A 26,197-nucleotide genomic window follows, 5' to 3' on the forward strand; every position below is an offset into this window, starting at 1 on the left:
AGGGGACTTGATGAGGCCAGAGGGGATGTGATTTTCGGAATGTTTCGGACTGTCTGTCTTCTTCTCAGAAGTCACACTGTTGTCCTTCCGGTTGGGTTCGGGACCACAGCACCCTAACGCGCACCGTCTTTGCTTTACGTTCACCGGGGGACCTCGGCCGACCTGCCGAGGGTGACTTCTGGCCGGACCGTGTCCGGTCGGTGCGCGTGTTGTTCCGCCTTCGTGGCCGTGCTACGCCGCCCCTCCGACCCTAAGTTCGGCGGACATATTGTGGCTCGACCGTGACCATTGCGGTGCCGGGAGAACCACCCGCGAGCTATTGCTGGGGTTGGCCGAGGTGTGACTCGGGCCTGAGGTCGGCGGCGAGACCGTCGCCGGTAGTGGCCCGGGCTAGGGCGCGACCCAGCGCCGGTGCCTGCTTGAAGAGGTTGTGACCGGCGACGAAGAGGACCTGATCTGCCTCCCAGGCGGCCACGCCGTCCTCGCTCCACGGGAGGTCGGTCACCCAGCAGTGGACGAACTCTCGCGGCTCGGGGTCGAGGCCGGGCAGCGCTCGTGCCACGTACTCACGCGCGCGTTCGTCCAGGGATCGAACCGCCGCCGGGTCGAGGAACGTCCCGTCGTCGCGGACGCCGACACTCTCACTGAGCCCCAGCGCATAGCGGCCGTTGCCCGGCAGCGGCGTCGCGTAGACGCCGACCTCGCCGAAGTCGCCGCTGCCGTCCTGCAGGCAGGCCACCCGTTCCGGGGCGGCGCCCTTCACGGCGAAAGTCAGCCGTACGTGGGCGGCGAGGCGGACAGGGAGGGAGAGGCCGACGCTCCGCGCCAGGCGGGCGGTCTCGCGCCCGGCGCACACGACCACCTTCGAGTAGACGGCACGCTCGGTGACACTGCGCACCTCGACCGTTCCGTTGTCGCGGGGCTCGATCGCGATGACCTCGCCGGTCACCACGGCGTCCCCGAGCTGATCCGTGAGCGCCTTGATGGCAGCGCGCGTACGGATCGCGCCACCCGCCTCGTCGAGCACCGCCGGGCCGGAGTACCCGGCGAGCAGCGGCATCCGCTCGGAGAGCTCGTCGGAGTCGATCGCACGCGCGGCCACGCCACCGACACGGTCGAGCACACGAAGCCGCGCGAGCGCGTTCTCACCGATCGCCACCACCCCGTCTGAGGAGACCAGCTCGACGTCGAACCGTTCGGCCCACTCGGCCCACACGCCACGGCTCTCGCGCGCGAACGCGACGAGCCGCGGGTCGTCGTGCGCATGCCGGAAGATCCGCGACTCGCCCGCGGACTGGCCGTGACCGGGCAGACCGGTCTCGTACAGCCGCACTCCGACGCCCTGCTCACCTAACGCGTAGGCAGTCGAGAGGCCGACGATGCCGCCGCCGATCACGGCAACTTCAGGCGAACCCGTCATCGGGCCGCGCGTGCTGCGCCGAGCTCGGCCACGAGCGCGTCACAGAACGCGGGCAGGTCATCGGGTGAACGGCTGGTGATCACGTTGCCGTCGACCACCACTTCCCGATCGACGACTTCCGCGCCGGCATTGCGCAGGTCGGTACGGATGCTCGGGTAGGACGTCAGGGTCCGACCCTTGACCACGCTGGCCTCGATCAACGTCCAGGGCCCGTGACAGATGGCAGCGACCGGCTTTCCGCTGTCCACGAAGTCACGTACGAAGGCGACGGCGTCGGCGTCCACCCGCAGCTGGTCAGGGTTCACCGTGCCGCCGGGGAGCAGCAACGCGTCGTAGGCGGCCACGGTGGCGTCCGCCACCAGACCGTCGACGGGGAAGGTCCCCGCCGGGTTCAGATCGTTCTCACGCGCCCGGATCTCCTCATCGTGGACCGACAGCAGCGTGGTCTGGGCGCCGGCAGCGTTCAGGGCCTCGCGGGGTTGCTCGAGCTCGACGCGTTCCACGCCGTCCGCGGCGAGGATGGCGACCTTCTTGCCGTGCAGTGCCTGGGTCATGAGAACCTCCAGATCGATACGGTCTGATCTCCTCCGCCGACCCTGGTACCCGGGCCCACCGTGTTCATGCTCCACGGCCACATCGCGGAAATATTGCGGCTCTACCGTTGATCTCATGCGCTACCGGCAGAGTCTCCACGGGCACGGCTTCGAGTTCGACGGCCTGGTCGAAGTGATGGCGCGGGCGACGCCCCTGCGCTCCGGCGACGTCCTGGCCGGCTGCGCCGCGCGGTCCGACACCGAGCGGGTCGCGGCGCGGATGGTGCTGGCCGATCTCCCGCTCAGCATCTTCCTCGAGGAGCAGGTGGTCCCGGCCGAGTCCGACGACGTCACCCGGCTGATCCTGGAGACGCACGACATGGACGCGTTCGCCCAGGTCAGCGACCTCACCGTGGGTGCCTTCCGGGAGTGGCTGCTCGACGCCGCCGCCCGTCGCGACACCGCGGCCCTGACCGCCCTCGCGCCCGGGCTGACCCCGGAGATGGTGGCGGCGGTGTCCAAGATCATGCGCAACCAGGACCTGATCACGGTGGCCGCGGCCACCGAGGTGGTGACCCGGTTCCGCACCACGATGGGCCTGCGGGGGAGGTTGTCGACCCGGCTGCAGCCCAACCACCCCACCGACGATCCGGGAGCGATCGCGGCCTCGATCCTGGACGGGCTGCTCCTCGGCTCCGGGGACGCGCTGATCGGCATCAACCCCGCCTCGGACAACCCGCGTACGGTCGCCGACCTGCTCCGGCTCGTCGACGACGTGCGTCTGCGCTACGAGATCCCCACGCAGAGCTGCGTCCTGACGCACGTCACCACGACGATCGACCTGATCGAGGCGGGGCTGCCGGTCGACCTGCCGTTCCAGTCGATCGGCGGCACCCGAGGCGCCAACGAGGGCTTCGGGGTGACCTTGGCGATGCTGGCGGAGGCCGACGAGGCCGCCCGGTCGCTGGATCGGGGGACCGTCGGGAACGATGTGATGTACTTCGAGACCGGTCAGGGCTCGGCGCTCTCCACCGGCGCCCACCTCGGCCGCGGCGGCAGACCGGTCGACCAGCAGACCCTGGAGGCCAGGGCATACGGGGTGGCGCGGGCGTTCAAGCCGTTCCTGGTCAACACGGTGGTCGGCTTCATCGGTCCCGAGTACCTCTACGACGGCAAGCAGATCATCCGGGCGGGGCTGGAGGACCACTTCTGCGGCAAGCTGCTGGGCGTCCCGATGGGCGTCGACGTCTGCTACACCAACCACGCCGAGGCCGACTCCGACGACATGGACAACCTGCTCACCCTGCTCGGCGTCGCCGGCTGCACCTACGTGATGGCCGTCCCGGGCGCCGACGACGTCATGCTCGGCTACCAGTCGACCTCCTTCCACGACGCCCTCTACGCCCGCCAGGTCCTCGGCAAGCGCCCCGCGCCGGAGCTCGAGGAATGGCTGGCCGCGGCCGGCCTGCTCGACCCCGACGGCTCCGTACGTCACGTCGACCCGGCCACCACATTGCTGAAGGAGCTGGCCCGGTGAGTGACTTCTGGGAGCCGTTGCGCCGGGCCACGCCGGTGCGGATCGGCCTCGGCCGGGCCGGCAACGCCGTCCCGACCGCCGAGGTCCTGGCCTTCGGTGCCGCGCACGCGGCTGCACGCGACGCGGTCCATCTCCCGCTCGACGTCGACGCCCTCGTCGAGCGCCTGACCGACCTCGACCTCGGTACGCCACGCGTGGTCGCCTCCGCGGCACCTGACCGCGCCACGTACCTCACGAGGCCCGACCTCGGCCGGATCCCGGAAGCGGGAGGGCTGGACCTCCCGGAGGAGACTCCCGACCTCGCGATCGTGATCGCCGACGGACTCTCCGCCGAGGCGGTCGCGAAGCACGCGGTGCCGCTCCTGGAGCACCTGCTCCCGCTGCTCGACAGCGCCACGACCGTCGCCGCGCCGGTGGTCGCCACCCAGGCCCGGGTGGCCCTGGGCGACCACATCGGGAAGGCGCTCGGCGCACCCCTGGTCCTGGTGCTGATCGGCGAGCGGCCAGGGCTCTCCTCCAGCGACTCGCTGGGGGCCTACCTCACCTGGGACCCGCGGCCGGGCGTGCTCGACTCGGCCCGCAACTGCATCTCCAACATCCGGCCGCCCCACGGCCTGGACCACGCGAGTGCCGCGCGCACCATCGTGAGCCTGATCGCCGGGGCCCGCGAGCTCGGCGCGACCGGCGTGGCGCTCAAGGACGGATCTTTCACAGGGCCGTTACCTGGCGCGACCGCAGCCGCCACGGACGATTCCTAGCCTCACGATCTCCACCCCCACGAGATCCGGAGGCGTGCCATGCCCGAGGCACACGAAACCGTCGAGCCGGTCCAGCTCGACGACGAAGCACATCTGGCCAGGCTCGGCTACAAGCAGGAGCTGGCCCGCACCTGGTCGGGGTTCTCGAACTTCGCCATCTCGTTCTCGATCATCTCGATCCTCGCCGGCTGCTTCACCACGTTCGGACAGGCCTGGAACAACGGCGGTCCGGTGGCCATCTCGTGGGGCTGGCCGATCATCGCGGGCCTCATCCTGATCATCGGCTTCACGATGTCCGAGCTGGTCTCGGCGTACCCGACCTCGGGCGGCATCTACTGGTGGGCGGCCAAGCTCGGCGGACCCGCCGCGGGCTTCTTCACCGGGTGGCTCAACCTGATCGGGCTGCTCGCGGTGACCGCGAGCGTGGCGTACGGTGCCGCCACCTTCCTCGACCTGACCCTCTCGACCCTGAGCCAGGGCTGGGCGGAGGGCTACTCCCTGGGCCGTGTCTACCTGATCTTCCTGGCCATCCTGGTGCTGGCCGCGCTCGCCAACATCTTCTCCAGCCACCTGCTGGCCGTCATCAACAACATCTCGGTGTGGTGGCACGTCGCCGGTGCAGCGGTCGTGGTCCTGGTGCTGGTCATCGTCCCCGACCACCACCAGAGCATCGCCTATGTCTTCACCGAGCGGATCAACAACTCCGGCTACGCCGACGCGAAATACTGGTTCCTGGTGCTCCCGCTCGGGTTCCTGCTGACGCAGTACACGATCACCGGCTTCGACGCCTCCGCACACCTCTCCGAGGAGACCCAGGGTGCCGCCGACGGCGCCGCCAAGGGGATCTGGCGCTCGATCTTCTACTCCGCGGTCGGCGGGTACGTCCTGCTGCTCGCGTTCGTCTTCGCCGTGCAGGACCCCGAGGGCGTGAGCGCGGGCGGCGGCGCGGTCGACGTGATCTTCGGCCAGGCGCTGCCCACCTCCTGGCACTTCGTGGTGCTGCTGATTTCCACCGCCGGGCAGCTCTTCTGCACCACCGCCTGCCTGACCAGCGCCTCCCGGATGACGTACGCCTTCGCTCGCGACGGCGCGGTCCCGGGCTCGTCGCTGTGGGCGAAGGTCAACGAGACCAGGAAGGTCCCGGTCAACGCGGTGCTCCTGGTCGCGGTCGTCGGAGCGGTCATCACCCTCCCCGCGCTGTGGGGCGTCGGGGGCATCCCGCTGGCCTTCTACGCGATCACCTCGGTCGCGGTGATCGGCCTCTACCTCGCCTTCGCGATCCCGATCTTCCTGCGCTGGAAGGCCGGGGACTCCTTCGAGACCGGGCAGTGGACCCTGGGCCGGCACTACAAGTGGCTCAACCTGGTCGCCGTCGCCGAGATCGCGGTCATCTCGGTCTACTTCATCCTGCCGTTCGTGCCGTCCGGTTGGATCACCAGCGACGACTTCTCCTGGAAGTCGGTCAACTACGCGCCGGTCCTCACCATCGGCTCGCTGATCGTGCTCGCCCTGTGGTGGAGGCTCTCGGCGCGGACGTGGTTCAAGGGTCCGAAGACAACCCTCGACTGAGCCGGGCTCAGACGCCGTACGCAGCCAGCCAGCGCTCGATCTCGGCGTAGGCCTGCTTGCGGACCTCGGGGCGGGACAGGATGACGTCGTGCTTCGCCCCGGGGACCGCGATGTAGGTGACGTGGCTGCCGATCGCGGTCGACCAGCGGCGGATCTGGCGCACGTCGAGGACGATGTCGGTCGAGTGGACGAGCTCGCCCATCGCCTTCGGCTTGCTGGAGCGGTCCGAGGAGAGGACCAGCACGGGGGCCTTTACGTTCAGGCCCCGATGGAGCCGGGAGTGGCCGTCGCGGATCGCCTTGAGCCAGCCGAGCCGGATCGGGTAGGAGCCGACCGGCTTGAGGCCGAGGTCGAACTCCCACTCGCCGTCGTGCTCGACGTGGAGCGACATGGTGTAGAAGCCGCTGACGTCGCGGCCGAGCTCGCGCATCGGGGCCCGGTGGCCGACCCGGCGCACGACCGGGGTGGCGACCTCGCGCAGCAGGAACGAGCCCTGCAGGTCGAGCCACGGCGAGTTGAGCACCATCCCGGCCAGGGCGTCGGGCTGCCGATCGTCGGCCCACAGCGAGACCGTCAGTCCGCCGGTGGAGTGGGCGCTGAGCATGACCTTGGAGTGGCCGTCGCGCTCGGTGATCCGCTCCCAGGCCGCGTCGATCTCGTCGAAGTACTCAGCCAGATCACCGACGTACGTCCCCGACTGGTGCTCACGCAGCGAGCGACCGTACTTGCGCAGGTCGAGACCGTAGAAGTCGTAGCCGCGGGCGGTCCACCACTCGGCGTACTCCTTCTGGAAGAAGTAGTCGGAGAACCCGTGGACGTAGAGGACGGCACCCTTGGCGTCGCCGTCGGCCGGCCGCTTGACGAGCGTGGCCACGACGGTGCCCTCGAAGTCGTCCGCGAGCTCGATGGTCTCCACGGTGTAGGGGTCACCGAGTACGTCGATCGTCATGAACGCATCCTCTCACCAGGCTGTGCGTTACCAGAAGGCAGGAACCAGGCCCCAACGTCCGTAGACGGTGGTCACGATCTCCTTCAGGCGCTCGGAGTCGGGGATCGCGTCGGGGTCGAGCGCCCGGATGCCGAAGGTGCAGGTCGCTCCGACCTCGCTCCACCACGACGTGACGCCCCCACGCATCCGGCGCAGCTCGCCCCGGGTCGCGCCGAGCGCCAGCGCGCGGAAGAGGATCGAGTCGGCGGCCACGCCGAACGGCGCCACGAAGTCGGGGTCGGGCCGGCCCAGGTTGGAGGCGAGACCGAGCGGCGTGACGACCCCCTTGAGCAGCGGCTTGGCGAGCCTGTCCGGGATCATCTGCGCCAGCGGTGCGATGTGCGCGATCGGGTCGGGGCGGGTGCCCTTGAAGAGAGCGGAGAACTCCTTCTTCGAGCGCTCCCGGATGTGGGCGAGATCGGTGACCCGGCCGACGCCGTCGCGCAGCTCGGTCTCGACCGCGATCGAGACGCCCGAGGTGGCGTTGGAGCGCAGGTCGCCCTCGCCGCGCATCGAGACGGGCAGCGACATCTTGACCGGCTCGCCGGGGCGTACGATCCCGGCCTCGAGGAGCACCTCGACCGAGATCGCGACCTGCAGCGCGTTGGAGGTGCCACCGGCCCGCTCCACGGCCGCGTTCCACTCCTCGGCGGGGCAGTCGGCGCCGGCGAAGGCGACCTCCTGGACGACGTCGTCGTCGGGCTGCGGGGCGGGCAGCGGCCGCTTCTCGGAGGACTGGGCCTCCAGCACCGGGGGCTTCCCGGCCTTCCGGGCCGCCCGCAGGCCGCGAGCGGCGGCGCGGGCCATCGTGCGCGCGTCGCGCCGATCGTCCTTCCGGGTGCCCTCGGCCTCCGCTTCAGTCATGGGGAGGCGGGGCAGGGGCTGGCGGCGTACGGCCGCGACCAGCGCACCGAGCTTCATCCCGCCGTCGCAGACGATGTGGGAGGCGTTGTAGGTCACGACCGTGCCGCCGTCGGTGGTGTGCGCCATGAAGAACGCCCACAGCGGTCCCGCGACCGGGTCGAACGGCACCTCGTCGGCGGTGGTGTCGAGCCAGGCCATGACCTGGTCGGGCTTGATCCGGTCGGGGTGCAGACGGACCGGTTCGGCCGTCGTCGCCGGCACCCAGCGCGAGCGCGCGCCGATGGCGCGGGGGCGCACCACCAGCCGGTTGAGCGGACCCCTGGCCAGCTCCTCGACGACCTCCTGGACGGCCTCCACCGGGATCTCCGCCGGGAACCTCCAGGCACTCTGGGCGACCACCGGGACCCCGATCACGGTCGCAGTCCGGAGGAAGACCTCGTCGTCGTAGGTCAGCCGGTTGGTCGGCTGGGGAGTGAACGGCGCCGGGCGGGCACCGAGGCTCGCGGGCGGCAGCATCACCACACCTCGACGCTCAGACCCCATGAGCCGAGCTCCTCGACCACCAGGTTCTCGAGGAAGCCCAGGTCGGGCACGCGGTCCGGCTCGGCGGCGACCAGGTTGAGCGTCGTACGCGGTCCCGACTGGATCAGCCAAGAGATGATCCCGCCACCGACGTCGTAGGCATCCTGGGCCGTGGCGTTCTGGTAGCCGGCGAGCCCGGCCACGAGGCGTACGTCCTGGCCCATCGCGTAGCGGTAGTCGTCGGGGAGCTGCGGCAGGTTGGAGGCCATGCACGCGGCCGCCGGCGGCTGCGGAAGCTTGTCGAGCACCGCGTCGGGGAGCATCTGCATCATCGCCAGCGGCACCGGGACCAGCCCCGGACCGGCCTGGCCGAGGCGGATGTAGGCGGCCTTGGAGAGCTTCTTGATCGCAGCGAGATCGCGCGCGTCCAGCACGTCGCGGGGCACCTCGACCATGGCCACGCGCGTCGAGTTGGAGCGTACGTCCCCGGGCTGGAAGTCGCTCATCGGCAGCGAGACCGGGACGTCGCCCCGGTCGACCGGCACGTGGTCGATGCGGACGAGCAGGTCGGCGACCACGTTGATGAACCAGGCGTTGGTCGAGCCGCCGTGCTCGGCGGCGATCTTCGTCATCGCCTCGGTGTCGAACTCGGCGATCATCCGCGGCATCCGCCAGGTCTCGGGCGCCGGGTTCGGGGTGGCCTCCGGGTAGACCCGCGGTGCCTTGGTGGCCAGGGCCGCGGTGCCGTCCTTCTTCGCCTGACGACGGGCCTTGGTCCAGTCGCGGACGGCGCGCCATTGCGCTCGACTGTCGGCGGCCTCGGCACGGACGCGGTCCCAGCCCGTGGCGGGCGCGGGCGGGAGCCGCAGCGGCTCGCCGCGAGCGGCCCTGGACACGGCGTCGAGGACGGAGCCACCGTCGCCGACGGCGTGGGCGAGCAGCATCGAGACGACCGAGGTGCCGTCGTCGAGGTTGATCGCGGTCAGCCGGTAGGTCAGGCCCTCGTGCGGGTCGAGGTGGTCGCTGTGACGCTCCTGGAGCCAGCCGGTGATCTCGGCGACGGGGAGGACCTCGTCGTAGAGCTCGATCGACGGGTCGCGGTCGGAGTTGGTCCACAGGTCGCGAGCGCCCGGGAACTTCGCCCGGTGCAGCAGTCGCGACAGCCCGCCCTCGGCCAGGCCGGCAGCGATGTAGCGCAGCCGCTCGGCGTCGTAGGGACTGTTCATCCGCCAGATCCACTGGTTGGCGATCGGACTTCCGAGACCGCGATGACGGCGGGCGAAGAGATCGTCGGCGAACTGCAGGCGACCGGAGTTGTCGATCGGCGCACGGGTGGCAGCGGGCATGGGGGAGTCCTCGAGATAGGGCGGGCGGCCAAGAGGGAGGAGTCAAGCGGAGTCGATACCGCATGTAAACCCCCAGGGGCAATTTGGTTGGTGTGGGAATTACCACGTCCAGGGGTGCTCGAAACCGAGGGCGGACCTGTGTGCACAATAGGCCGCGACGTGGGACGACATCGCTGTCGTCCCAGGCAGTACGCCTTCTCGGGCTACGGCGTTCTTGAGGTTCGTTCGGGTCCCTGAGATGGCGTTGTGCTGCACATGAGCCCCCACCTCAGAGAGGAACTCCACCTCCGATGGAGTACACCGAGCTGTCCGCGTACGACGTACCCCCGGGCGAGGTGACCGCGTGGATTCCGACCGCGGAGCCGAGTGCTTGGGTCGACGACGACCGCCGACTGTCCCACAATCACGAGCTGCACCTCGACACCGCCGAGGCGGGCTCCTGGATCGGCTCGATCATGCGGGTCCACGGGCGGCTCGACGAGACGGCGCTCGGCCTCGCCCTCCGGGCCTGGATCGGTCGCCACGAGGCGTTGCGCGGGACCGTCGAGGAGACGCCGACCGGCCGGCAGCGTCGTGCGGTCGCCCCCGCGGACGTGTCGGTGACCACGACCGTTCTCGGCCGGTTCGACGGCGAGGACGCCCGGGGCTGGGTCTCGGACTTCCTCGCCGACCACATCGACCCCTCGGCCTGGCCCTACGTCGTCTTCGCGACGGTGGCCGACGCCGACGGCTTCACCTTGGTCTTCGGCGCCGACCACGGCGTCATGGACGCCTACTCCCAGCTGCTCTGGTTCGAGGAGGTCGCCTCGCTCTACGAGCGGGCGCTGGCCGGCGAGCCGTTCGCGGAGCTGGCCGCTGCCACCACCGGCAGCCACATCGACCACGCCGCCGCGGAGCGGATCACCGGCGACGCGATGTCGCTGGAGAGCGAGTCCGTGCAGGTCTGGCGCGACTGGCTGACTCGTCCTGACGGTCGGCTGCGGTTCGCCGACTTCCCGGTCACGGGCATCACCGACGTACCGGCCTCGGCGGAGCCCCTGCCGCAGGCCAGCCTGTCGCAGTGGCTCGGCGACCCCCGCCAGGCCCGGGTCCTGGGCGAGCTGTGCAAGAGCGCCGGCGTCTCCTTCCAGGCCGGGATGATGGGCGCGATGGCGTACGTCCTGCGGGCCCGGTACGGCGTGGAGCGGATGCGTTTCGTGGCGCCCATGCACACCCGCTACACCGCCGAGCACGCCGCGGCTGTCGGTTGGTACGTCGGCCTCGTCCCGGTCACCCTCGACATCTCCGGGGCGTCGACGCTGCCCGAGGTCGCCGCCCGCGTCCAGGCCGCGCTCGCCGAGACGAAGCCGCTGGTCCCGCAGCCTTTCGCGCGGGTCGCGGACCTCCTCGGCGTCGACGATGCACCCCATTTCGTGGTCACCTTCGTCGACACCCGCTTCATCCCCGGCGCCGAGCGCTGGAGCTCCTGGGACGCCCGTACGCTGCGTGCACCCGTCCGCGCCGACGACGAGGTCTATCTCTGGCTCGTGCGTGACCGGGACGGTCTCAACGTCTCGACGCGCTACCCGGAGACCGTCGCCGCCGAGCGGGTCGTGCGCGACCTGATCGGCGGGATGAGCTCGCTCTTCGAGGAGATCGCGCGGCCCGAGACCGCCGAGCTGGAGGGCACCGCATGAGGATCGGGGCGCTCGCGGAGCTTTCTCCGGTGGAGGGTCGCGTGGTGGTGCTGCGACCGACGGCGCAGTGTCAAGCGGCGGCTGATGCCGCGCCTGTCTCTCCCGGGGCGCCCTCGTTCCTGCAGGCCGACCACCTCAACGCCTACCGTGCCAAGGTCGCCTCCGGTGGCGTTCACCGGGCCTGGACCGGCACCGCGGGCGAGTTCGCCGTCGCCTTCTCGGCCCCGGCCTACGTCGAGGCGCTGACCTCGTTCGTGAGGCGCCACGAGGGGCTGCGGACCTGGTTCGACCTCACCGGCGATGCGCCGGTCCGGCACCTCGTACCGGCCGAGGCGGTCGCCTTCGAGGCCGTCGAGGTCGAGGCGCCGGCCGACTGGTCCGGCGGCTGGCAGGACCTCCTGGTCAGCCTGTGGGACGAGCGGTGCCGTCCCGACTCCTGGACCCCGTTCCTGCTCGGCGCGATCGTGCGCGAGGACGGCTTCAGCTACTTCTGGGGTTGCGACCACGCCTTCACCGACGGCGCCTCGCAGCTGATGGTCCCGGCCGAGCTCGGCGCCGCCTATGCCGCCGCCCTGGGAGCCCCGTCGCCGGACTTGCCGGAGGCCGAGAGCTTCGTGACGTACGCGGCCGCCGAGCAGCAGCTGGCCGCCGAGTGCGACGCGGAGACACCGGCAGTCCGCGAGTGGGCCGACATCGTCTCCCGCCACGACGGGCGGCTGCCGCGGTTCCCGGTCGACCTCGGGCTGGCCGCGGGCGAGACCGCGCCGGTCCGGATCCGGCGCTGGACCGCTCTCGAGGGCGAGGCGGTGGAGGCGCTCGAGTCGGTGTGCCGTGCCGCCGGCGGGCGGTTCACCAGCGGCGTCTTCGCGCTGCTGGCCCACGCCGAGCAGCGACTGACCGGCGCCTCCGACTATCTGGGCATCACCGTGCTGGGCACCCGGTCGCCACAGACCGCGATGTCGCACGGCTGGTTCTGCAACTTCGCTCCCGTCTCGATGCCGGTGGGGGAGACCTTCGCCGAGACCGTGCTCGGCGCGGAGAAGGCCTTCGGCGTGGCTCGTGAGCTGGCCAGGACCCCGGTCCACGTGCCGCTCGGCGCGATGGTCGCCGGCGGGGTGCTCGCGCCGACCGAGCTGGCGAGCCCGCAGATGGTCTCCTACCTGGACGTACGCAAGTTCCCCGGCGCCGGGACCACTCCCTTCGACACCGGGCTGCACTTCACCGGCGAGGGCCGCACCGCCAACGCGAGCCTGTGGGTCAACCGCTTCGAGGACCGCTTCGAGCTGGCCACGCAGAGCCCCGACACCGAGCAGGGCGGACGGGCTGTGGCGACCTTCTTCGAGGCCGTCCACGACGTCCTCGCCGGTCTCGGCCTGTCGGTGCGTCCTGTCGATGCCGAAGCGATCATCGGGACCGGACATGCTGGTCACGACCGCTGACCTGTGGGCGCCGCGGCCGGGCACGCTGCTCCGCTGGGACCTCGCCGCGCCTGGTCGTGGTGCGCCCGCTGAGCTCTCGCTCAACCAGCGCAACCACCTCGCGGGCGCGACGGCCGGGGCACCGACCGTCTGGCTGGCGGCCGCCTTCGACGTCGAGGGGCCCATCGAGCCGGTCGCGCTCTCGCGCACCTGGCGCGCCTTCCTCGCCCGCCACGGCAGCCTGCAGCTCGAGGTCGTCGCCGGGTCCGAGGGACCGCGGGCCCTCCGCCACCACCCCGGCACGCTGACCTGGTCGGTCGCCACCGTCGGTCACACCAGCACCGTCGAGGAGACCCGCGCCGCACTGCACGCCGCCCTCGACGAACGGTGCGGCCCCTTCGCCTACCCGGCCTTCCTGCCGGCCGCGATCTCCCGCCCCGACCGATCCACGATCGTCCTCGGCATGGACCACCTGCACTGCGACGCGCACTCGGTCGCCGTCGCGGTCGACGAGCTCGCCCACCTCTACGCCGCCTTCACCGAGAGCGGCGAGGAGCCGTCGCTGCCGCCGGTGACGTCGTTCCTCGACGCCGTCGCCGAGGGAGACGACGGTCCCGCCTGGGTAGCCGCCGACGACCCGCTGCTCCGTGGCTGGAGCGAGTTCCTGAGCGGTCGCGACCACCGGCTGCCGACCTTCCCGCTCCCGCTCGGCCTCGAGCCGGGGGAGCGGGCCACCCAGGCCACGGCCGTCGCTCCGCTGGCCGACGCCGCCCTGATGGAGCGCATCGGCACCCGCGCCCGCAACAGCGGCGCATCGACGTACGCCGCCGTGCTGGCCGCCCTCGCCACCGCGATCTCGGATCTCGGCGGCGGAGACCGGCTGGACACGATGGCGCCGGTCTCCACCCGCTCCGCGGAGGCGCTGACCCGCTCGATCGGCTGGTACACCACCACCGTCCCGCTCACCGTCCCCGCCTCGCTCACCGACCTGGGTCTGGCCGAGGCCGGCGACGCAGTCCGTCAGGGCGTACGTCTCGGGTCGGTGCCGCTCGACCAGGTCCTCGGCTCGCTCACCGAGCCGCTGGTGCAGACCCGCAGCGACGTCTTCGTCGTCTCCTGGGTCGACTACCGCCACGTCCCCGGTGGCTCGGCCCACCTCGACCTCGACGCCCAGCACATCTCGGCCTCCACCCAGGCAGACGACGTCCAGATCTGGTTCGCCCGGACCCATACCGGCCTCGCCGTCCGTGTCCGCTACCCCGACACCGCGGTCGCCGCAGCCTCCGTCGCCGCACTCCTGGACCGCCTGCGCCACACCCTCGAAGACCTCTCCCGCCAGCCCGACGACCTCACCATCCTCCGCGCCGAGCCCTGAATCAGCTAGTGCCGGCGATTGGCGGCAACTATCGTCAGGCAGATGGCCGTCGAACGCGTACACCCCTGATGCCGTCCTACGTCGCCCTCCTGCGAGGCATCAACGTCGGTGGACGGAATCCGGTCGCGATGCAGGCGCTGGCCGCCTGCTTCCTCGACGCCGGCTACGCGAACGTACGCACGCACCTGCAGAGCGGAAACGTCCTGTTCGACGCCGCGCTCTCGGACGGAGCCGCGTTGGAGACCGCGCTCGACGACCTGCTCGCGACCGCGTTCGAGGTGGCGATCCCGACGGTGGTGCGATCCCGGGACGAGCTCGCCGACACCATCGCATCCGCCCCGGCGGACCACGGCTCGCCCGATCTGCGCAGCGACGTGTTCTTCCTGAAGCGGCCGCTGACCGTCGAGGCTGCGATGGGCCAGGTACCCGAGCTGCGGGAGGGCGTCGACTCGATCGCCCCGGGCCCCGGCGCTCTCTACTTCTCCCGCGTCGCGGACCGGGCGACGAAGACCCGGATCACCAAGTTCATGAGCATGCCGGTGTTCCAGCAGATGACCGTGTGGACCTGGCGCACCACCACGCGTCTGCTCCAGATGCTCGACGAGTAGCCGCTCAGCTTCAGCGCGAGTAGAGCTGCCGGATGACGTCCTCGATGTCGGGCTCGTGGATGGAGAGGTCGGCGACGTCGTACGCCGCGGCGACCTGCGAGACCAGAGGAGCGGCGGAGGCGCCGGCGGGGAAGGCGAGCCACTGGCGAGGGCCTTCGACCTTGACGACCGTGGCGCCGTCGATGGCGATCGGGGAGGCCTCGTCGACGAGGTCGACGACGAGGGTGCGAGAGGCGTCGCCGTTGGCTCGCAGGGAGGGCAGCGGGCCGTCGAAGACGGCGGTGCCGTGGTCGATGACGATGACCCGGTCGCAGAGCGCCTCGATGTCCTGCAGGTCGTGCGTGGTGAGCATCAGGGTGGTGCCGCGCTCGCGGTTGAGGGCGCGTAGGAACTCCCGCAGACGTCCCTTGGAGATCACGTCGAGGCCGATCGTGGGCTCATCGAGGTAGAGGATCTCGGGGTCGTGAAGCAGCGCGGCGGCGATGTCGCCCCGCATCCGCTGCCCCAAGGAGAGCTGCCGCACCGGGGTGTCCATCAGGTCACCGAGGTCGAGCAGGGCGACGTGGTCGTCCAGGTTGCGGTGGAAGGTCTGGTCACCGATCCGGTAGATCCGTCGCAGCAGCTCGAAGGAGTCGCGCAGCGGCAGGTCCCACCACAGCGACGTACGCTGCCCGAAGACCACCCCGATCCGCCGGGCGAGCTCCCGGCGCTGGCGGGAGGGCTCCAGCCCGGCCACCCGCGCCGACCCGCCGGAGGGCACCAGGATGCCGGTGAGCATCTTGATGGTCGTCGACTTCCCGGCGCCGTTCGGGCCGATGTAGCCGACCATCTCACCGGCATCGATCTGGAAGGAGAGGTCGTGGACGGCCTGTTTCACCACCGACGTACGTCTCAGACGACCCGCTCTCTTGCGGATCGTGAACTCGCGGGACAGGTCCCGCACCTCGATCAGCGACACATCAGCTCCCTGTCGATCGGTAGCGGCGAAGCCCCTGGCGCCACACCAGCGTGGTCACGCCGACCAGCACGAGCGCGGCCAGGGGAGAGGCGAAGCGGAACCAGTCCGGGGCACCGAACGGGTCGTGGAGGCCGAGCAGGAACAGGCAGGGGTACCAGTTCACGAACGCCAGCGGCAGCAGGTAGGTCAGCGACCGGACGACCTCGCGCGGGAAGATCGTCATCGGGTACTGCATGATCGTGTTCCCGCCGTAGGTGAAGGCGTTGGCGAACTCGGAGGCGTCCAGGGTCCAGAACTGGATCGTCGAGAACGTCACGAACACGCAGAAGTAGATGACCACGCCCGAGACCAGCGCCATCACGAGCACCGCCAGCCGCTGCGGGGTCCACTCGACGATCGGCGCGGCCCACGCGAACACCGCGACGGCCTGGGCGATCTGGCCGAGCCGGCGCAGCTCGAACCGGTCGGCGCACAGCTGCACCAGCACCGGGACCGGCTTGGTCATCATCGCGTCCAGGTCCCCGGTGCGTACCTTCTGACCGATCCTCTCCACGCTCCCGACCAGCATGTCGGCGACGCGGAACGCGATCGAGGTGACCCCGTAGAGCAGCGCGATCTCGCGCAGGGTGAAGCCGCCGTAGGAGTCGATGTGGCTGAACATCAGCCAGATCGCCACGAAGTCGAGGAAGGTGATCAGCACCCCGCCGACGGTCATCGTCCAGAACGAGACCGGATAGGCCATCGACGCCCGGATCCACAGCAGCGCGATCAGCCAGTAGGAGCGCACCGCATGAGCGACCTCAACCACCCTGGACCACCACCTTGCGGGTCGCCGCGCGCAGCACCAGCGCGCACGTCCCCAGCAGGACGACCGCCCACAGAACCTGCAGCCCGATCGCGGCGAGCATGTCGAGCCCGGTGTGGCGGCCCAGCCAGATGTCGGCCGGGGTCTGGATGTAGGAGGCGAACGGCAGCGCCAGTGCGACCTGGCGCAGGCCGTCGGGGAAGAGGTTGAGCGGCAGCGTCAGCCCGCTGAAGAAGGTGGCCAGCACGCTCAGCAGGACCCGTGGGCCGGTCGCGTCCAGGAGCCAGAACGCGCTGGCGGCGAAGAGGAACCGGACGGCGAAGCTGACCACCACCGCGAGCGCCACGCTGACCAGGAAGCCGACCGCACCGGCGGGGGAGGGCATGACCAGCCCGAACAGCAGTGCGCCGATGATCGTCGGGGCCACGCCCCGGGTCGCGAAGTGGTAGAGCGCCCGGCCGAGGTCGGCGGCCAGATACCAGCCGAGCACGCTGACGGGACGGTAGAGGTCGACGGCGATGTCGCCGTTGCGGATCCGCTCGGCCAGGTCGTCGGTCGATCCGCCGTTCCACAGCGCGATGGTCATCAGCAGCGCCTGCCCGATCCAGACGAAGGTCACCGCCTGGTCGGCCTGGTAGCCGCCGGCCGACGGATTCTGCTCCCACAGCGCCAGGTAGGCGAAGCTGAGGATGATGCCGAAGACCGAGTTGGTGAAGATCCCGGCGAGCGTCGCCACGGTGTAGGTCGAGTAGCGGCGGAAGGACCTGGTCGCGATCGCGGCGTACAGACTCATCTGTGCATGCAGCGCCCCGGACACCTGACGTACGTTGGCACAACAGGGCCTGCGAACGCCAAGGGGTTTCCTGGAATAAGGTTGATCCAGCAACTGTTTGCCGAGTAGTTCGGATTTCAACTATCGTGGAAGAGTCCACGAAAGGGGCAGGGAACCATGGGTATGCAGTTCGGCATCTTCACCGTCGGTGACGTCACGATGGACCCGACGACCGGCAGGACCCCGACGGAGCACGAGCGCATCAAGGCGACCGTCGAGATCGCCAAGCACGCCGAGGAGGTGGGCCTGGACGTCTTCGCGACCGGTGAGCACCACAACCCGCCGTTCATCGCCTCCAACCCGACTGCGACGCTGGCCTACATCGGTGCCAAGACCGAGAACATCATCCTGAGCACGGCGACCACGCTGATCACCACCACGGACCCGGTGCTGATCGCGGAGGACTACGCCAAGATCCAGCACCTCACCGACGGTCGCGTCGACCTGATGATGGGCCGCGGCAACACCGGCCCGGTCTACCCCTGGTTCGGCAAGGACATCCGCCAGGGCATCAACCTGGCGGTCGAGAACTACGCCCTGCTGCGCCGGCTGTGGAGCGAGGACGTCGTCGACTGGTCCGGCCGGTTCCGGACCCCGCTGCAGGGCTACACCTCGACGCCGCGGCCGCTGGACGGCGTCGCGCCGTTCGTCTGGCACGGTTCGATCCGCTCGCCCGAGATCGCTGAGCAGGCTGCGTACTACGGCGACGGCTTCTTCCACAACCACATCTTCTGGCCGGCCTCGCACACCAAGCAGATGGTGCAGCTCTACCGGCAGCGCTTCGAGCACTACGGCCACGGCACCGCCGACCAGGCCATCGTCGGGCTGGGCGGGCAGTTCTTCATGCGGCCCAACTCCCAGGACGCGGTCGACGAGTTCCGGCCCTACTTCGACAACGCCCCGGTCTACGGCCACGGCCCCTCGCTGGAGGACTTCACCGAGGCCACCCCCCTGACCGTCGGCTCGCCGCAGCAGGTCATCGAGCGGACGCTCTCGTTCCACGAGTACGTCGGTGACTACCAGCGCCAGCTCTTCCTGCTCGACCACGCCGGGCTGCCGCTGAAGACGGTGCTGGAGCAGCTCGACCTCTACGGCGAGATCCTCCCGACCCTGCGCGCCGAGTTCGACAAGCTGCGCAAGCCCGGTGTCCCCGACGCCCCGACCCACGCCTCCCTGGTGGAGAAGGCCGGCGGCGCGAAGGACTCGACCGTCTACGCCGAGGGCGACTCCGCCACCGGCTCCTCCGACCGCGACCTGACCGACCCCGAGGTCGCCAAGGTGCTCGAGGGGGAGCTGTGACCCGGATCGTCGTGGTCTCCGCGGGGCTCTCGGTCCCGTCCTCGACCAAGCTGCTCGCCGACATGCTCGGCGACGCCACGACCCGGGCCGTGCAGGCCCGGGGCGCGGAGGTCCAGGTCGAGCACATCGAGCTGCGCGGCCTGGCGCACGAGCTGACCGACAACCTGCTCACCGGGTTCGCCAAGCCGGCGCTCCAGACGGCCATCGACCAGGTACGCCGTGCCGACGCCGTCATCGCGGTGACGCCCGTCTTCTCGGCCTCCTACTCGGGCCTGTTCAAGACGTTCTTCGACGTACTCGAGCAGGGCGTCCTCGACGCGAAGCCGGTCCTGATCGCCGCCACCGCCGGCACCGCCCGGCACTCGCTGGTGCTCGAGCACGCGCTGCGGCCGCTCTTCGCCTACCTGCACGCCGTGGTCGTCCCGACCGGGGTCTTCGCCGCCACCGAGGACTTCGCTGGTGGCCCGGAGCTGCCCAAGCGGGTCGACCGTGCCGCCACCGAGCTGGCCGCCCTGCTGGCAGTGGGCGGCGACCTGCCCTCCCCGGCGCCGCACCGGACGCTGGTGGAGGACGAGTTCGCCAACCCGACGTCCTTCGAGACGCTGCTCAAGCGAGCCTCCGAAGGTCCGCCGGAGTACTGACCGCCCGGGGGCTTCGTTCGGCTGCCGATGCGAACACGGAGCCGAGATACCGGGGGTTTGCGAGGAAGTGCGACAGAATGCGTCTCGACCGCTACCCCCAGCACCGAGCGGAGCCGTTGTGCCCAGCTATGAGCCGAGCGTCGTCGTTGCCGACGCGTCGCCTCTCCTTCGTGCTGGACTCACGGCCCTGCTCGCGCGCGGTGGCTACCAGGTGGTCGCCGACGCCGGTGACGGCGAGGCGCTCGTCCAGGCCGCGACCGACACGCTGCCCACGTTGGTGGTCACCGACGCCCGGCTGGGTCCGGCCGACGAGGGGGTCAGAGCCGCGATCCGACTGCACGAGAAGGTGCCGGAGATGGGCATCGTGGTGCTCGCGGACTCGGTCGACACGGCGTACGCCGCTGCGGTCTTCGCCAGCGTCGGCACCGGCGGTCTCGGCTACCTGCGCAAGTCCCGCGTCCGCACCGTCCCGCACTTCCTCGACGTCGTCGGCCGGGTGGCGTCGGGTGAGGTCGTGGTCGACCCCGAGGTCATCTCGCGGATGGTCGAAGCGTCGCCCGATGCCGATCCCGAGGCGATGGCGAGGCTGACGACGAGGCAGAGCGAGGTGCTGGGCATGATCCAGGCCGGGTTCCCCGAGCGCGCGATCATCAGCAGGTTCTTCAGCGGCAGGCGGCAGTTCGAGCGGTGTCTGAGCGAGATGTTCCTCGCCTTCGGCCTGCCCGGCGACGTCGAGCACCGCCGTACGCCGACGCTGCTGACCCACCTCGCGACCGGCTGACGACGGGAGCCCTGGGGCTCCCGCCGTCGTAGCTCAGTGCTGGTAGGTGCCCACCACGACGGCGCGGGCCAGGGCCTTGAAGGCCAGGTTGAAGGAGACCACCGCCGGGGTGACCTCGTCATCGACGCCCAGGGTCTCCTCGCCGACGGCGTGGACGACGAAGTAGTAGCGGTGGACCTGGTCGCCGGCCGGGGGAGCGGCGCCGCCGAACTCCTTGGTGCCGAAGTCGGACGCGACGTGGAACGCCTTGCCCGGGAGCTCGGCGGTGCCGGCCCCGGCGCCGGCCGGCAGCTCGGTCACGTCGGCGGGGACGTCGACCAGTGCCCAGTGCCAGAAGCCGCTGGGGGTGGGTGCGTCGGGGTCGAAGCAGGTGATGACGTACGACTTCGTCCCCGCGGGCGCGCCGCTCCAGCCGAGCTGCGGGGAGGTGTTGCCGCCGTCGTAGACCTGGTCCTGCTTCAGCGGCTGGCCGTCGGTCACGTCCTCGCTGGTCAGTGTGAAGGCGGGTAGGGCGGGCATGAGGGAGTAGGGATCCGGCTTCACCGGACGATCGAGTGCCATGCCCACCAACGTAGCCCACGTGGGTAGTCCGCGAATCGACCCGTTGTCAGGCCGCGGCCCGGTGTTGGGCGAGGATGTACCCATGAGTTCTGAGCATGCCGTTCCCTATCCCGCCGGTCTCATCCTGGAGGGACGCAGGGTGGTCGTCGTGGGTGGTGGCCGGGTGGCGCAACGGCGCGTGCCTGCGCTGATCGCCGCGGGGGCGCGGGTCGAGGTCGTCTCGCCGTCGCTGACCCCCGCCCTGGAGGGGCTGCTCGGCTCGGGCGAGATCACCTGGCACCAGGCCCGCTTCTCGGCCGACGTGCTCGACGGCGCCTGGTACGTCATCGCCGCGACCCAGAACGCCGACGTCAACGAGGAGGTCTCGGCCGCCGCGGAGGAGCGACGGATCTTCTGCGTACGCTCCGACGACGGCACCCAGGCCACCGCCTGGACCCCGGCGACCGGACACGACGGCGACCTGACCGTCGCCGTGCTGGCCAACCGTGACCCGCGGCGCTCCGCGGGCGTGCGCGACCGGATCCTCGACGGACTGCGCTCCGGTGACCTGATCGCTCCGCACGAGCGTCAGCGCGTGCCTGGGGTGACCTTGATCGGTGGCGGGCCGGGTGACCCCGGGCTGATCTCGGTCGCCGGCCGCAAGGCGCTGATGGAGGCCGACATCGTCGTCGCCGACCGGCTGGCGCCACGCGAGCTGCTCTCCGAGCTCCCCGCCGACGTCGAGCTGGTCGACGTCGCCAAGCTTCCCCGCGGCCGCTCGGCCCAGCAGGAGGAGATCAACCGGATCATCGTCGAGGCGGCCCTGGAGGGGAAGGCGGTCGCGCGCTTCAAGGGCGGTGACAACTTCATCTTCGGCCGCGGGTTCGAGGAGGTGCTGGCTTGTCGTGAGGCGGGCGTGCCGGTCCACGTCATCCCCGGTCTGACCTCGCCGGTGACGGTGCCCGGCGTCGCCGGGATCCCGGTGACCCACCGCGGCGTCGCGCACGAGTTCACCGTCATCTCCGGCCACGTCCCGCCGGGGGACCCCACGTCCCTGACCAACTGGTCCGCCGTCGCGGGCCTGGGTGGCACCCTGGTCCTTCTCATGGCCGTCCAGAACGCCCCAGCGATCGCGACGGCTCTTCTCGATGGTGGCCGCGAGCCCGGCACCCCTGTCGCGGTCATCTGCGACGGCACGATGCCCACGGAGCGTACGGTCTTGGCGACCCTCGAGAGCCTCGAGAAGGCCCTGGCCGACGAGAACGTCCAGCCCCCGGCGATCATCGTCGTCGGCGAGGTCGTCCGCGTCGCCCACCCGGACGCGTTCTGAGCGCGTCATGGCCGACCTGATCGAGATATCCGACCCCGCCGATCCACGGCTCGCCGACTACCGCGACCTGCGCGACGTCGAGCTGCGCAAGTCCCTCGAGTCCGCGGAGGGGCTCTTCCTGGCCGAGGGTGAGAAGGTCGTACGCCGCGCCGTGACCGGGGGCTTCGAGGCGCGTTCGTTCCTGATGGCGCCGAAGTGGCTCGACGGGCTCGCCGACGTGCTCGCCACCACTGATGCGCCGTGCTACGTGATGAGCGAGAAGGCTGCCGAGGAGGTGACCGGGTTCCATGTGCATCGTGGTGCGCTGGCTTCCTTGAAGCGGCGACCGCTGCCGTCGGTGGAGTCGGTGCTGGAGGGTGCGCGCTCCGTCCTGGTGCTCGAGGACATCGTCGACCACACCAACGTCGGCGCGATCTTCCGGTCAGGTGCCGCGCTGGGGTTCGACGCCGTCCTGCTCTCGCCGCGCTGCGCCGACCCGCTCTATCGCCGCTCGATCAAGGTCGCGATGGGCGCGGTCTTCGCGCTGCCGTGGACCCGCCTGCCGGACTGGTACGAAGCGCTCCCGTCTCTCTCCGCCGCCGGCTTCACCACCGTCGCCCTGACCCTGGCCGATGACGCCGTCGACATCGAGAAGGCCGTCGAAGGCGTCGACAAGATCGCCCTCGTCCTCGGCTCGGAGGGCCACGGCATCTCCCCTCGCTGGCAGCAGGCCTCCGACCGCCGCGCCATCATCCCGATGTCCGCCGGCATCGACTCCCTCAACGTAGCCGCCGCCACCGCCGTCGCCTGCTACGTCACCGCCCGCCGCTAACCGGCCGAGGCGTCACGTACGTCGGCCGAGCCGTCACGTACGTCGGCCGAGCCAGCACAGCAGTGCCAACTCGGCCGACGGGGGCGACGCCTCGGCGAGGGGTGGTCTCGGCTAGAGCTGCCACCAGACGGTCGTATCGCCGGGGAGGTCGGCGGAGCCGTCGGTCACCGGGATGGGGCCCGCGGAGGAGAGGAGTACGTCGCCGGGGGCGGCGATGCGTACGGGCTCCTTGGTGGTGTTGACCGTGCACGCGAAACCGTCACGCTCGAACCAGAGGACCCCGGCGGGGGCCTCGTCGTGCCAGGTGACGGCGTCGCCGGCGCCGAGGCCGGAGGTCTCGTGGCGGAGGGCGATGGCGGAGCGGTAGAGCTCGAGGGTCGAGCCGTCCACGCCGGTCTGGGCCTCGACGCTCAGCTCGCCCCACTCGGCAGGCTGCGGCAGCCAGGAGCCACCGTCGCCGAAGCCGTAGGACGAGCCGGAACGGGTCCACGGCAGCGGCACCCGACAGCCGTCGCGGAAGCCGTCCTGGCCGTTGGCGCGGTGGAAGGACGGGTCCTGGCGGACCTCGTCGGGGAGGTCGGTGACGTCGGGGAGGCCGAGCTCCTCGCCCTGGTAGACGTACGCCGAACCGGGCAGCGCGAGCATCAGCAGCGTCGCCGCACGAGCCCGTCGAAGGCCGAGCGGACGGTCCCCGGCCGTGCGGATCTGGGTGCCCGACCCCGGCGGGTTGGCGAACCGGGTGGCGTGCCGGGTGACGTCGTGGTTGGACAGCACCCAGGTCGCCGGAGCCCCGACCGGCCGCATCGCGTCCAGGGAGCTGTCGATGACCTTGCGCAGCGCCGCGGCGTCCCAGGCGGTGTCGAGGTACTCGAAGTTGAAGGCCTGGTGCAGCTCGTCAGGGCGTACGTAGTTGGCCGACCGCGCCACGGTCGGGGTCCACGCCTCGGCGACGAAGATCCGGCCCGGGTAGTCCGCCAGCACCTTCCGCCACGACCGGTAGATCTCGTGGACGCCGTCCTGGTCGAAGAAGGGCATCACGTCGTTGCCGAGCAGGTGGAGCTGGTCCGCGTGGCCGATGGAGGGCAGGCCCTCGGCCTTGACCAGGCCGTGGGCGACGTCGATGCGGAAGCCGTCGATGCCGAGGTCGAGCCAGAACCGCAGGATGTCCAGGAACTCCGCGTGCACCTCGGGTGAGTTCCAGTTGAAGTCGGGCTGCTCGGGGGCGAAGAGGTGCAGATACCACTCACCGTCCTCCACCCGGGTCCACGCCGGACCGCCGAAGATCGAGTCCCAGTCGTTCGGCGGCTCCTCGCCGTTCTCGCCGCGCCCGGGCAGGAAGTGGTAGCGCGACCGCATCGGCGATCCGGGACCCTCCGCCAACGCCTGCTGGAACCACACGTGCTCCGAGGAGGAGTGGTTGGGGACGATGTCGGCGATGAGCTTCAGCCCCAGCTCATGGGCAGCAGAGATCAGCGCGCGAGCGTCGTCCAACGTCCCGTAGCGCGGGTCGACCGCACGGTAGTCGGAGACGTCGTAGCCCCCGTCGGCCTGCGGCGAGGCGTAGAACGGGCTCAGCCAGACGGCGTCGACCCCCAGCGAGCGGAGGTAGGGGAGTCGGGACCGAATCCCGGGAAGGTCGCCGGTGCCGTCGCCGTCGCTGTCGGCGAAGCTGCGCGGGTAGACCTGGTAGATGACGGCGTCGCGCCACCATTCGGTGCTCATGAGAGAGAAACCTTTCAGCCCTTGACACCGCCGGCGGTCAGACCGGTGACGACGTGTCGTTGGACGAGATAGAAGAAGATGGTCACGGGGATGGCGATGAGGACAGCGGTGGCGGCCATCAGGTTCCACTGCGCGTCGTGCTCGCTGACGAAGCTCTGCAGCCCGACCGCGAAGGTGTACTTCGAGTCGTCGAGCAGGAACGTCGAAGCGAAGGCGACCTCGGCGAAGGCGGTGATGAAGGCGTAGAACGCGGCCACCGCGAGGCCCGGACGAGCCAGCGGCAGGATCAGCCGCCAGAACGTACCGAACGGGGTGAGCCCGTCGATCATGCCGGCCTCGTCGAGCTCGATCGGAATGGTGTCGAAGTAGCCCTTCAACAGCCAGGAGCAGTAGGGGACGATCGTGGTGCAGTTGACCAGGATCAGGCCCAGGTGCGAGTCGATCAGGCGGAGCTGGGAGAAGATCTCGTACATCGGCACGATCAGCACGGCGATCGGGAACGCCTGGGTCAGCAGCAGCACCCACATCAACGGCCGGTGACCGGGGAACCGCATCCGGGAGACCGCATAGCCGGTCGTCGCGGCCGACATCACGCCGAACAGGGTCGTGCCCCCGGCGACCACCAGGGTCGACCACAGCCAGTTGAAGAAGGCGGTGTTGGTCAGCACGAACGAGTAGTTGTCCAGCGTCGCCTTCGCGAAGATGCCGCCGGGGTGGAGGTAGTCGTCCTTGTCCGGTCCCAGGGACAGGTAGAGGAGCCAGACGATGGGGAACAGCGCGATCAGCGACGCCACCGTGAGCGTCACGTGCGTGCCCACCCGGGCGGCCGGGCTGAGCTCGCCGCGTCGCCTCGGCCGCTTTCCGGGCGTGGTCGTCGTGGGCGCGATGGTGCTAGGCGAGCTGGTCATTGCGTTTCAACCACCGGTAGTAGAAGGACGTGAAGACGATCAGGATCGCGAGCAGGAGGACGCCGTACGCCGCCGACATGGCGAAGTCGCGAGGCTGCTGCCCGAACCCGAGTCGATAGGCCCAGGTGACCAGGATCTGCGCGTCCGGCGCGGTGTTGCCGAAGAGCAGGAAGATGATCGCGAACTGGTTGAAGGTCCAGATCACGCCGAGCAGCACGACGGTCGAGCTCACCGACGACAGCCCCGGCAGGGTGACGTGGCGGAACCGCTGCCAGGCGTTGGCGCCGTCGATCTCGGCCGCCTCGTAGAGGTTCTCGTCGATCGACTGCAGCCCGCCGAGCAGGGAGAGCATCATGAACGGCACGCCGCACCAGGTGTTGACCATGATCGCGGCCGTACGCTGCCAGGTCGGGTCCTCGAGCCAGCTCGGCGAGGCGAGACCGATCGTGTCGAGCATCGAGTTGATCACGCCCGCGTCGGCCAGCATGATCCGCCAGGCGAAGACGGTGACGAACGTCGGCACCGCCCAGGGCAGGATCAGCAGCAGCCGGTACGCCACGCGCCCGCGCAGCCGCTGGTTGAGCAGCATCGCCAGCCCGAGGCCGATCGCGTAGTGCAGGAGGACGCAGGTGACGGTCCAGACGATCGTCCACACGAAGTGGGACCAGAAGCGGTCGTAGGCCGCCGGGCCCCACAGGATCTCGGCGTAGTTGTCCAGACCGATGAACTTGTACGTCGCGTCGATCGTGTTGACACCGATGGTGCGTGCCGAGTTGAGGCTGTTGGCGTCGGTCAGGGTCAGGTAGAAGCCGCGCAGGAGCGGGTAGCCGACCAGCACGCCGAGGACGATCACCACGGGGGCGACCATCGCGTAGGCGTACCAGTAGCGCTGGTAGGAATCTCGCACGCGCTGGAAGGGGCGGGGCGCCCGCCGCCGAGACCGCGGGGTCTCGGCG

24 protein-coding genes are annotated in these 26,197 nt (G+C 70.3%); 12 read left to right on the plus strand and 12 right to left on the minus strand.

What is annotated here, in order from left to right; genetic code table 11:
- Nucleotides 1–316 precede the first annotated feature (316 nt).
- The gene (locus ACFV9G_RS20025) at nt 317–1,420 is read right to left on the minus strand and encodes an NAD(P)/FAD-dependent oxidoreductase (RefSeq protein WP_378729282.1); all 1,104 of its coding nucleotides are present in this window, start codon (nt 1,418–1,420) and stop codon (nt 317–319) included.
- Nucleotides 1,417–1,974, minus strand: a complete 558-nt coding sequence (locus ACFV9G_RS20030; RefSeq protein ID WP_378729283.1) for a type 1 glutamine amidotransferase domain-containing protein — start codon at nt 1,972–1,974, stop codon at nt 1,417–1,419. The genes ACFV9G_RS20025 and ACFV9G_RS20030 overlap by 4 nt, the downstream gene beginning before the upstream one ends.
- Nucleotides 1,975–2,089: 115 nt before the next feature.
- On the opposite strand from ACFV9G_RS20030, the gene ACFV9G_RS20035 reads away from it, so the two are divergent.
- From ACFV9G_RS20035 to ACFV9G_RS20045, 3 genes are read left to right on the plus strand one after another with little or no spacing between them, the layout of a single operon-like run.
- On the plus strand, nt 2,090–3,490 hold the full coding sequence (locus ACFV9G_RS20035) for an ethanolamine ammonia-lyase subunit EutB (protein ID WP_378729284.1): 1,401 nt from the start codon (nt 2,090–2,092) through the stop codon (nt 3,488–3,490).
- Nucleotides 3,487–4,248: an ethanolamine ammonia-lyase subunit EutC gene (eutC, locus tag ACFV9G_RS20040; protein WP_378729285.1), complete on the plus strand. Its 762-nt coding sequence runs from the start codon at nt 3,487–3,489 to the stop codon at nt 4,246–4,248. Before ACFV9G_RS20035 ends, eutC begins: the two co-directional genes overlap by 4 nt.
- 39 nt (nt 4,249–4,287) lie before the next feature.
- Nucleotides 4,288–5,817 carry an amino acid permease gene (locus ACFV9G_RS20045; RefSeq protein WP_378729286.1) on the plus strand — a complete coding sequence of 510 codons (1,530 nt, stop codon included), beginning with the start codon at nt 4,288–4,290 and terminating at the stop codon, nt 5,815–5,817.
- 7 nt (nt 5,818–5,824) lie between these two features.
- Here ACFV9G_RS20045 and ACFV9G_RS20050 read toward each other — a convergent pair whose 3' ends face one another.
- The 3 genes from ACFV9G_RS20050 to ACFV9G_RS20060 are packed head-to-tail and all read right to left on the minus strand — an operon-like array spanning nt 5,825 to nt 9,537.
- Entirely contained in the window at nt 5,825–6,766 is a 942-nt protein-coding gene (locus tag ACFV9G_RS20050; protein ID WP_378729287.1) for an alpha/beta hydrolase, read from the minus strand.
- A gap of 27 nt (nt 6,767–6,793) precedes the next feature.
- Nucleotides 6,794–8,212 (minus strand): hypothetical protein, encoded by a 1,419-nt coding sequence (locus ACFV9G_RS20055; RefSeq protein ID WP_378729288.1) that lies wholly within the window; start codon nt 8,210–8,212, stop codon nt 6,794–6,796.
- Nucleotides 8,185–9,537 (minus strand): hypothetical protein, encoded by a 1,353-nt coding sequence (locus tag ACFV9G_RS20060; RefSeq protein ID WP_378729289.1) that lies wholly within the window; start codon nt 9,535–9,537, stop codon nt 8,185–8,187. The genes ACFV9G_RS20055 and ACFV9G_RS20060 overlap by 28 nt, the downstream gene beginning before the upstream one ends.
- A gap of 290 nt (nt 9,538–9,827) precedes the next feature.
- Between ACFV9G_RS20060 and ACFV9G_RS20065 the strand changes: the two genes are divergently transcribed.
- The 4 genes from ACFV9G_RS20065 (at nt 9,828) to ACFV9G_RS20080 (ending at nt 14,614) form a co-directional block, all read left to right on the plus strand.
- Nucleotides 9,828–11,213: a condensation domain-containing protein gene (locus ACFV9G_RS20065; protein ID WP_378729290.1), complete on the plus strand. Its 1,386-nt coding sequence runs from the start codon at nt 9,828–9,830 to the stop codon at nt 11,211–11,213.
- Nucleotides 11,210–12,652, plus strand: a complete 1,443-nt coding sequence (locus ACFV9G_RS20070; RefSeq protein WP_378729291.1) for a condensation domain-containing protein — start codon at nt 11,210–11,212, stop codon at nt 12,650–12,652. Before ACFV9G_RS20065 ends, ACFV9G_RS20070 begins: the two co-directional genes overlap by 4 nt.
- Nucleotides 12,633–14,006, plus strand: a complete 1,374-nt coding sequence (locus tag ACFV9G_RS20075; protein ID WP_378729292.1) for a condensation domain-containing protein — start codon at nt 12,633–12,635, stop codon at nt 14,004–14,006. Before ACFV9G_RS20070 ends, ACFV9G_RS20075 begins: the two co-directional genes overlap by 20 nt.
- Before the next feature lie 68 nt (nt 14,007–14,074).
- Entirely contained in the window at nt 14,075–14,614 is a 540-nt protein-coding gene (locus ACFV9G_RS20080) for a DUF1697 domain-containing protein (RefSeq protein WP_378729293.1), read from the plus strand.
- A 10-nt stretch (nt 14,615–14,624) separates the two neighbouring features.
- On the opposite strand, the gene ACFV9G_RS20085 is transcribed toward ACFV9G_RS20080, so the two are convergent.
- The 3 genes from ACFV9G_RS20085 to ACFV9G_RS20095 are packed head-to-tail and all read right to left on the minus strand — an operon-like array spanning nt 14,625 to nt 17,170.
- The gene (locus ACFV9G_RS20085; RefSeq protein WP_378729294.1) at nt 14,625–15,572 is read right to left on the minus strand and encodes an ATP-binding cassette domain-containing protein; all 948 of its coding nucleotides are present in this window, start codon (nt 15,570–15,572) and stop codon (nt 14,625–14,627) included.
- A 1-nt stretch (nt 15,573) separates the two neighbouring features.
- The gene (locus ACFV9G_RS20090) at nt 15,574–16,380 is read right to left on the minus strand and encodes an ABC transporter permease (RefSeq protein WP_378729296.1); all 807 of its coding nucleotides are present in this window, start codon (nt 16,378–16,380) and stop codon (nt 15,574–15,576) included.
- Nucleotides 16,373–17,170: an ABC transporter permease gene (locus ACFV9G_RS20095; RefSeq protein ID WP_378729297.1), complete on the minus strand. Its 798-nt coding sequence runs from the start codon at nt 17,168–17,170 to the stop codon at nt 16,373–16,375. Before ACFV9G_RS20095 ends, ACFV9G_RS20090 begins: the two co-directional genes overlap by 8 nt.
- Before the next feature lie 162 nt (nt 17,171–17,332).
- Here ACFV9G_RS20095 and ACFV9G_RS20100 point away from each other — a divergent pair, with 162 nt between their 5' ends.
- From ACFV9G_RS20100 to ACFV9G_RS20110, 3 genes are all read left to right on the plus strand, one after another.
- Nucleotides 17,333–18,508 (plus strand): LLM class flavin-dependent oxidoreductase, encoded by a 1,176-nt coding sequence (locus ACFV9G_RS20100; protein ID WP_378729313.1) that lies wholly within the window; start codon nt 17,333–17,335, stop codon nt 18,506–18,508.
- Nucleotides 18,505–19,149, plus strand: coding sequence for an FMN reductase (locus tag ACFV9G_RS20105; protein WP_378729298.1), 645 nt, complete (start codon nt 18,505–18,507; stop codon nt 19,147–19,149). The genes ACFV9G_RS20100 and ACFV9G_RS20105 overlap by 4 nt, the downstream gene beginning before the upstream one ends.
- A gap of 118 nt (nt 19,150–19,267) precedes the next feature.
- On the plus strand, nt 19,268–19,930 hold the full coding sequence (locus ACFV9G_RS20110; RefSeq protein ID WP_378729300.1) for a response regulator: 663 nt from the start codon (nt 19,268–19,270) through the stop codon (nt 19,928–19,930).
- Nucleotides 19,931–19,963: 33 nt separating this feature from the next.
- Here ACFV9G_RS20110 and ACFV9G_RS20115 read toward each other — a convergent pair whose 3' ends face one another.
- Nucleotides 19,964–20,491, minus strand: a complete 528-nt coding sequence (locus ACFV9G_RS20115; protein WP_378729302.1) for a YbhB/YbcL family Raf kinase inhibitor-like protein — start codon at nt 20,489–20,491, stop codon at nt 19,964–19,966.
- A gap of 82 nt (nt 20,492–20,573) precedes the next feature.
- Here ACFV9G_RS20115 and cobA point away from each other — a divergent pair, with 82 nt between their 5' ends.
- Nucleotides 20,574–21,800: a uroporphyrinogen-III C-methyltransferase gene (gene cobA, locus ACFV9G_RS20120; protein WP_378729304.1), complete on the plus strand. Its 1,227-nt coding sequence runs from the start codon at nt 20,574–20,576 to the stop codon at nt 21,798–21,800.
- A 7-nt stretch (nt 21,801–21,807) separates the two neighbouring features.
- Nucleotides 21,808–22,611, plus strand: coding sequence for a TrmH family RNA methyltransferase (locus tag ACFV9G_RS20125; protein WP_378729305.1), 804 nt, complete (start codon nt 21,808–21,810; stop codon nt 22,609–22,611).
- Nucleotides 22,612–22,722: 111 nt separating this feature from the next.
- Here the strand turns inward: ACFV9G_RS20125 and ACFV9G_RS20130 are convergent, their stop codons facing one another.
- The 3 genes from ACFV9G_RS20130 to ACFV9G_RS20140 all read right to left on the minus strand — a co-directional run.
- Nucleotides 22,723–24,333, minus strand: a complete 1,611-nt coding sequence (locus tag ACFV9G_RS20130) for a glycoside hydrolase family 13 protein (protein ID WP_378729306.1) — start codon at nt 24,331–24,333, stop codon at nt 22,723–22,725.
- Nucleotides 24,334–24,347: 14 nt separating this feature from the next.
- Complete coding sequence (locus tag ACFV9G_RS20135) at nt 24,348–25,241, minus strand: sugar ABC transporter permease (protein WP_378729308.1); 894 nt, start codon at nt 25,239–25,241, stop codon at nt 24,348–24,350.
- A partial coding sequence (locus ACFV9G_RS20140; protein ID WP_378729310.1) for a carbohydrate ABC transporter permease occupies nt 25,225–26,197 on the minus strand: 973 nt, incomplete at its 5' end. The genes ACFV9G_RS20135 and ACFV9G_RS20140, both read right to left, overlap by 17 nt.

This window comes from Nocardioides sp. NPDC059952 (genome assembly GCF_042730435.1).
Classification (GTDB): Bacteria; Actinomycetota; Actinomycetes; order Propionibacteriales; family Nocardioidaceae; genus Nocardioides.

What these genes read in the sequence shown, in the direction of transcription:
- ACFV9G_RS20070 (WP_378729291.1), top strand. Translation starts at nt 11,210, where the DNA reads ATGAGGATCGGGGCGCTCGCGGAGCTTTCTCCGGTGGAGGGTCGCGTG.
- ACFV9G_RS20130 (WP_378729306.1), bottom strand. Translation starts at nt 24,333, where the DNA reads ATGAGCACCGAATGGTGGCGCGACGCCGTCATCTACCAGGTCTACCCG.
- ACFV9G_RS20135 (WP_378729308.1), bottom strand. Translation starts at nt 25,241, where the DNA reads ATGACCAGCTCGCCTAGCACCATCGCGCCCACGACGACCACGCCCGGA.
- ACFV9G_RS20075 (WP_378729292.1), top strand. Translation starts at nt 12,633, where the DNA reads ATGCTGGTCACGACCGCTGACCTGTGGGCGCCGCGGCCGGGCACGCTG.
- ACFV9G_RS20095 (WP_378729297.1), bottom strand. Translation starts at nt 17,170, where the DNA reads ATGAGTCTGTACGCCGCGATCGCGACCAGGTCCTTCCGCCGCTACTCG.
- ACFV9G_RS20045 (WP_378729286.1), top strand. Translation starts at nt 4,288, where the DNA reads ATGCCCGAGGCACACGAAACCGTCGAGCCGGTCCAGCTCGACGACGAA.
- ACFV9G_RS20055 (WP_378729288.1), bottom strand. Translation starts at nt 8,212, where the DNA reads ATGGGGTCTGAGCGTCGAGGTGTGGTGATGCTGCCGCCCGCGAGCCTC.
- ACFV9G_RS20050 (WP_378729287.1), bottom strand. Translation starts at nt 6,766, where the DNA reads ATGACGATCGACGTACTCGGTGACCCCTACACCGTGGAGACCATCGAG.
- ACFV9G_RS20115 (WP_378729302.1), bottom strand. Translation starts at nt 20,491, where the DNA reads ATGGCACTCGATCGTCCGGTGAAGCCGGATCCCTACTCCCTCATGCCC.
- ACFV9G_RS20030 (WP_378729283.1), bottom strand. Translation starts at nt 1,974, where the DNA reads ATGACCCAGGCACTGCACGGCAAGAAGGTCGCCATCCTCGCCGCGGAC.
- ACFV9G_RS20060 (WP_378729289.1), bottom strand. Translation starts at nt 9,537, where the DNA reads ATGCCCGCTGCCACCCGTGCGCCGATCGACAACTCCGGTCGCCTGCAG.
- ACFV9G_RS20065 (WP_378729290.1), top strand. Translation starts at nt 9,828, where the DNA reads ATGGAGTACACCGAGCTGTCCGCGTACGACGTACCCCCGGGCGAGGTG.
- cobA (WP_378729304.1), top strand. Translation starts at nt 20,574, where the DNA reads ATGAGTTCTGAGCATGCCGTTCCCTATCCCGCCGGTCTCATCCTGGAG.
- ACFV9G_RS20080 (WP_378729293.1), top strand. Translation starts at nt 14,075, where the DNA reads ATGCCGTCCTACGTCGCCCTCCTGCGAGGCATCAACGTCGGTGGACGG.
- ACFV9G_RS20035 (WP_378729284.1), top strand. Translation starts at nt 2,090, where the DNA reads ATGCGCTACCGGCAGAGTCTCCACGGGCACGGCTTCGAGTTCGACGGC.
- ACFV9G_RS20125 (WP_378729305.1), top strand. Translation starts at nt 21,808, where the DNA reads ATGGCCGACCTGATCGAGATATCCGACCCCGCCGATCCACGGCTCGCC.
- ACFV9G_RS20025 (WP_378729282.1), bottom strand. Translation starts at nt 1,420, where the DNA reads ATGACGGGTTCGCCTGAAGTTGCCGTGATCGGCGGCGGCATCGTCGGC.
- ACFV9G_RS20100 (WP_378729313.1), top strand. Translation starts at nt 17,333, where the DNA reads ATGCAGTTCGGCATCTTCACCGTCGGTGACGTCACGATGGACCCGACG.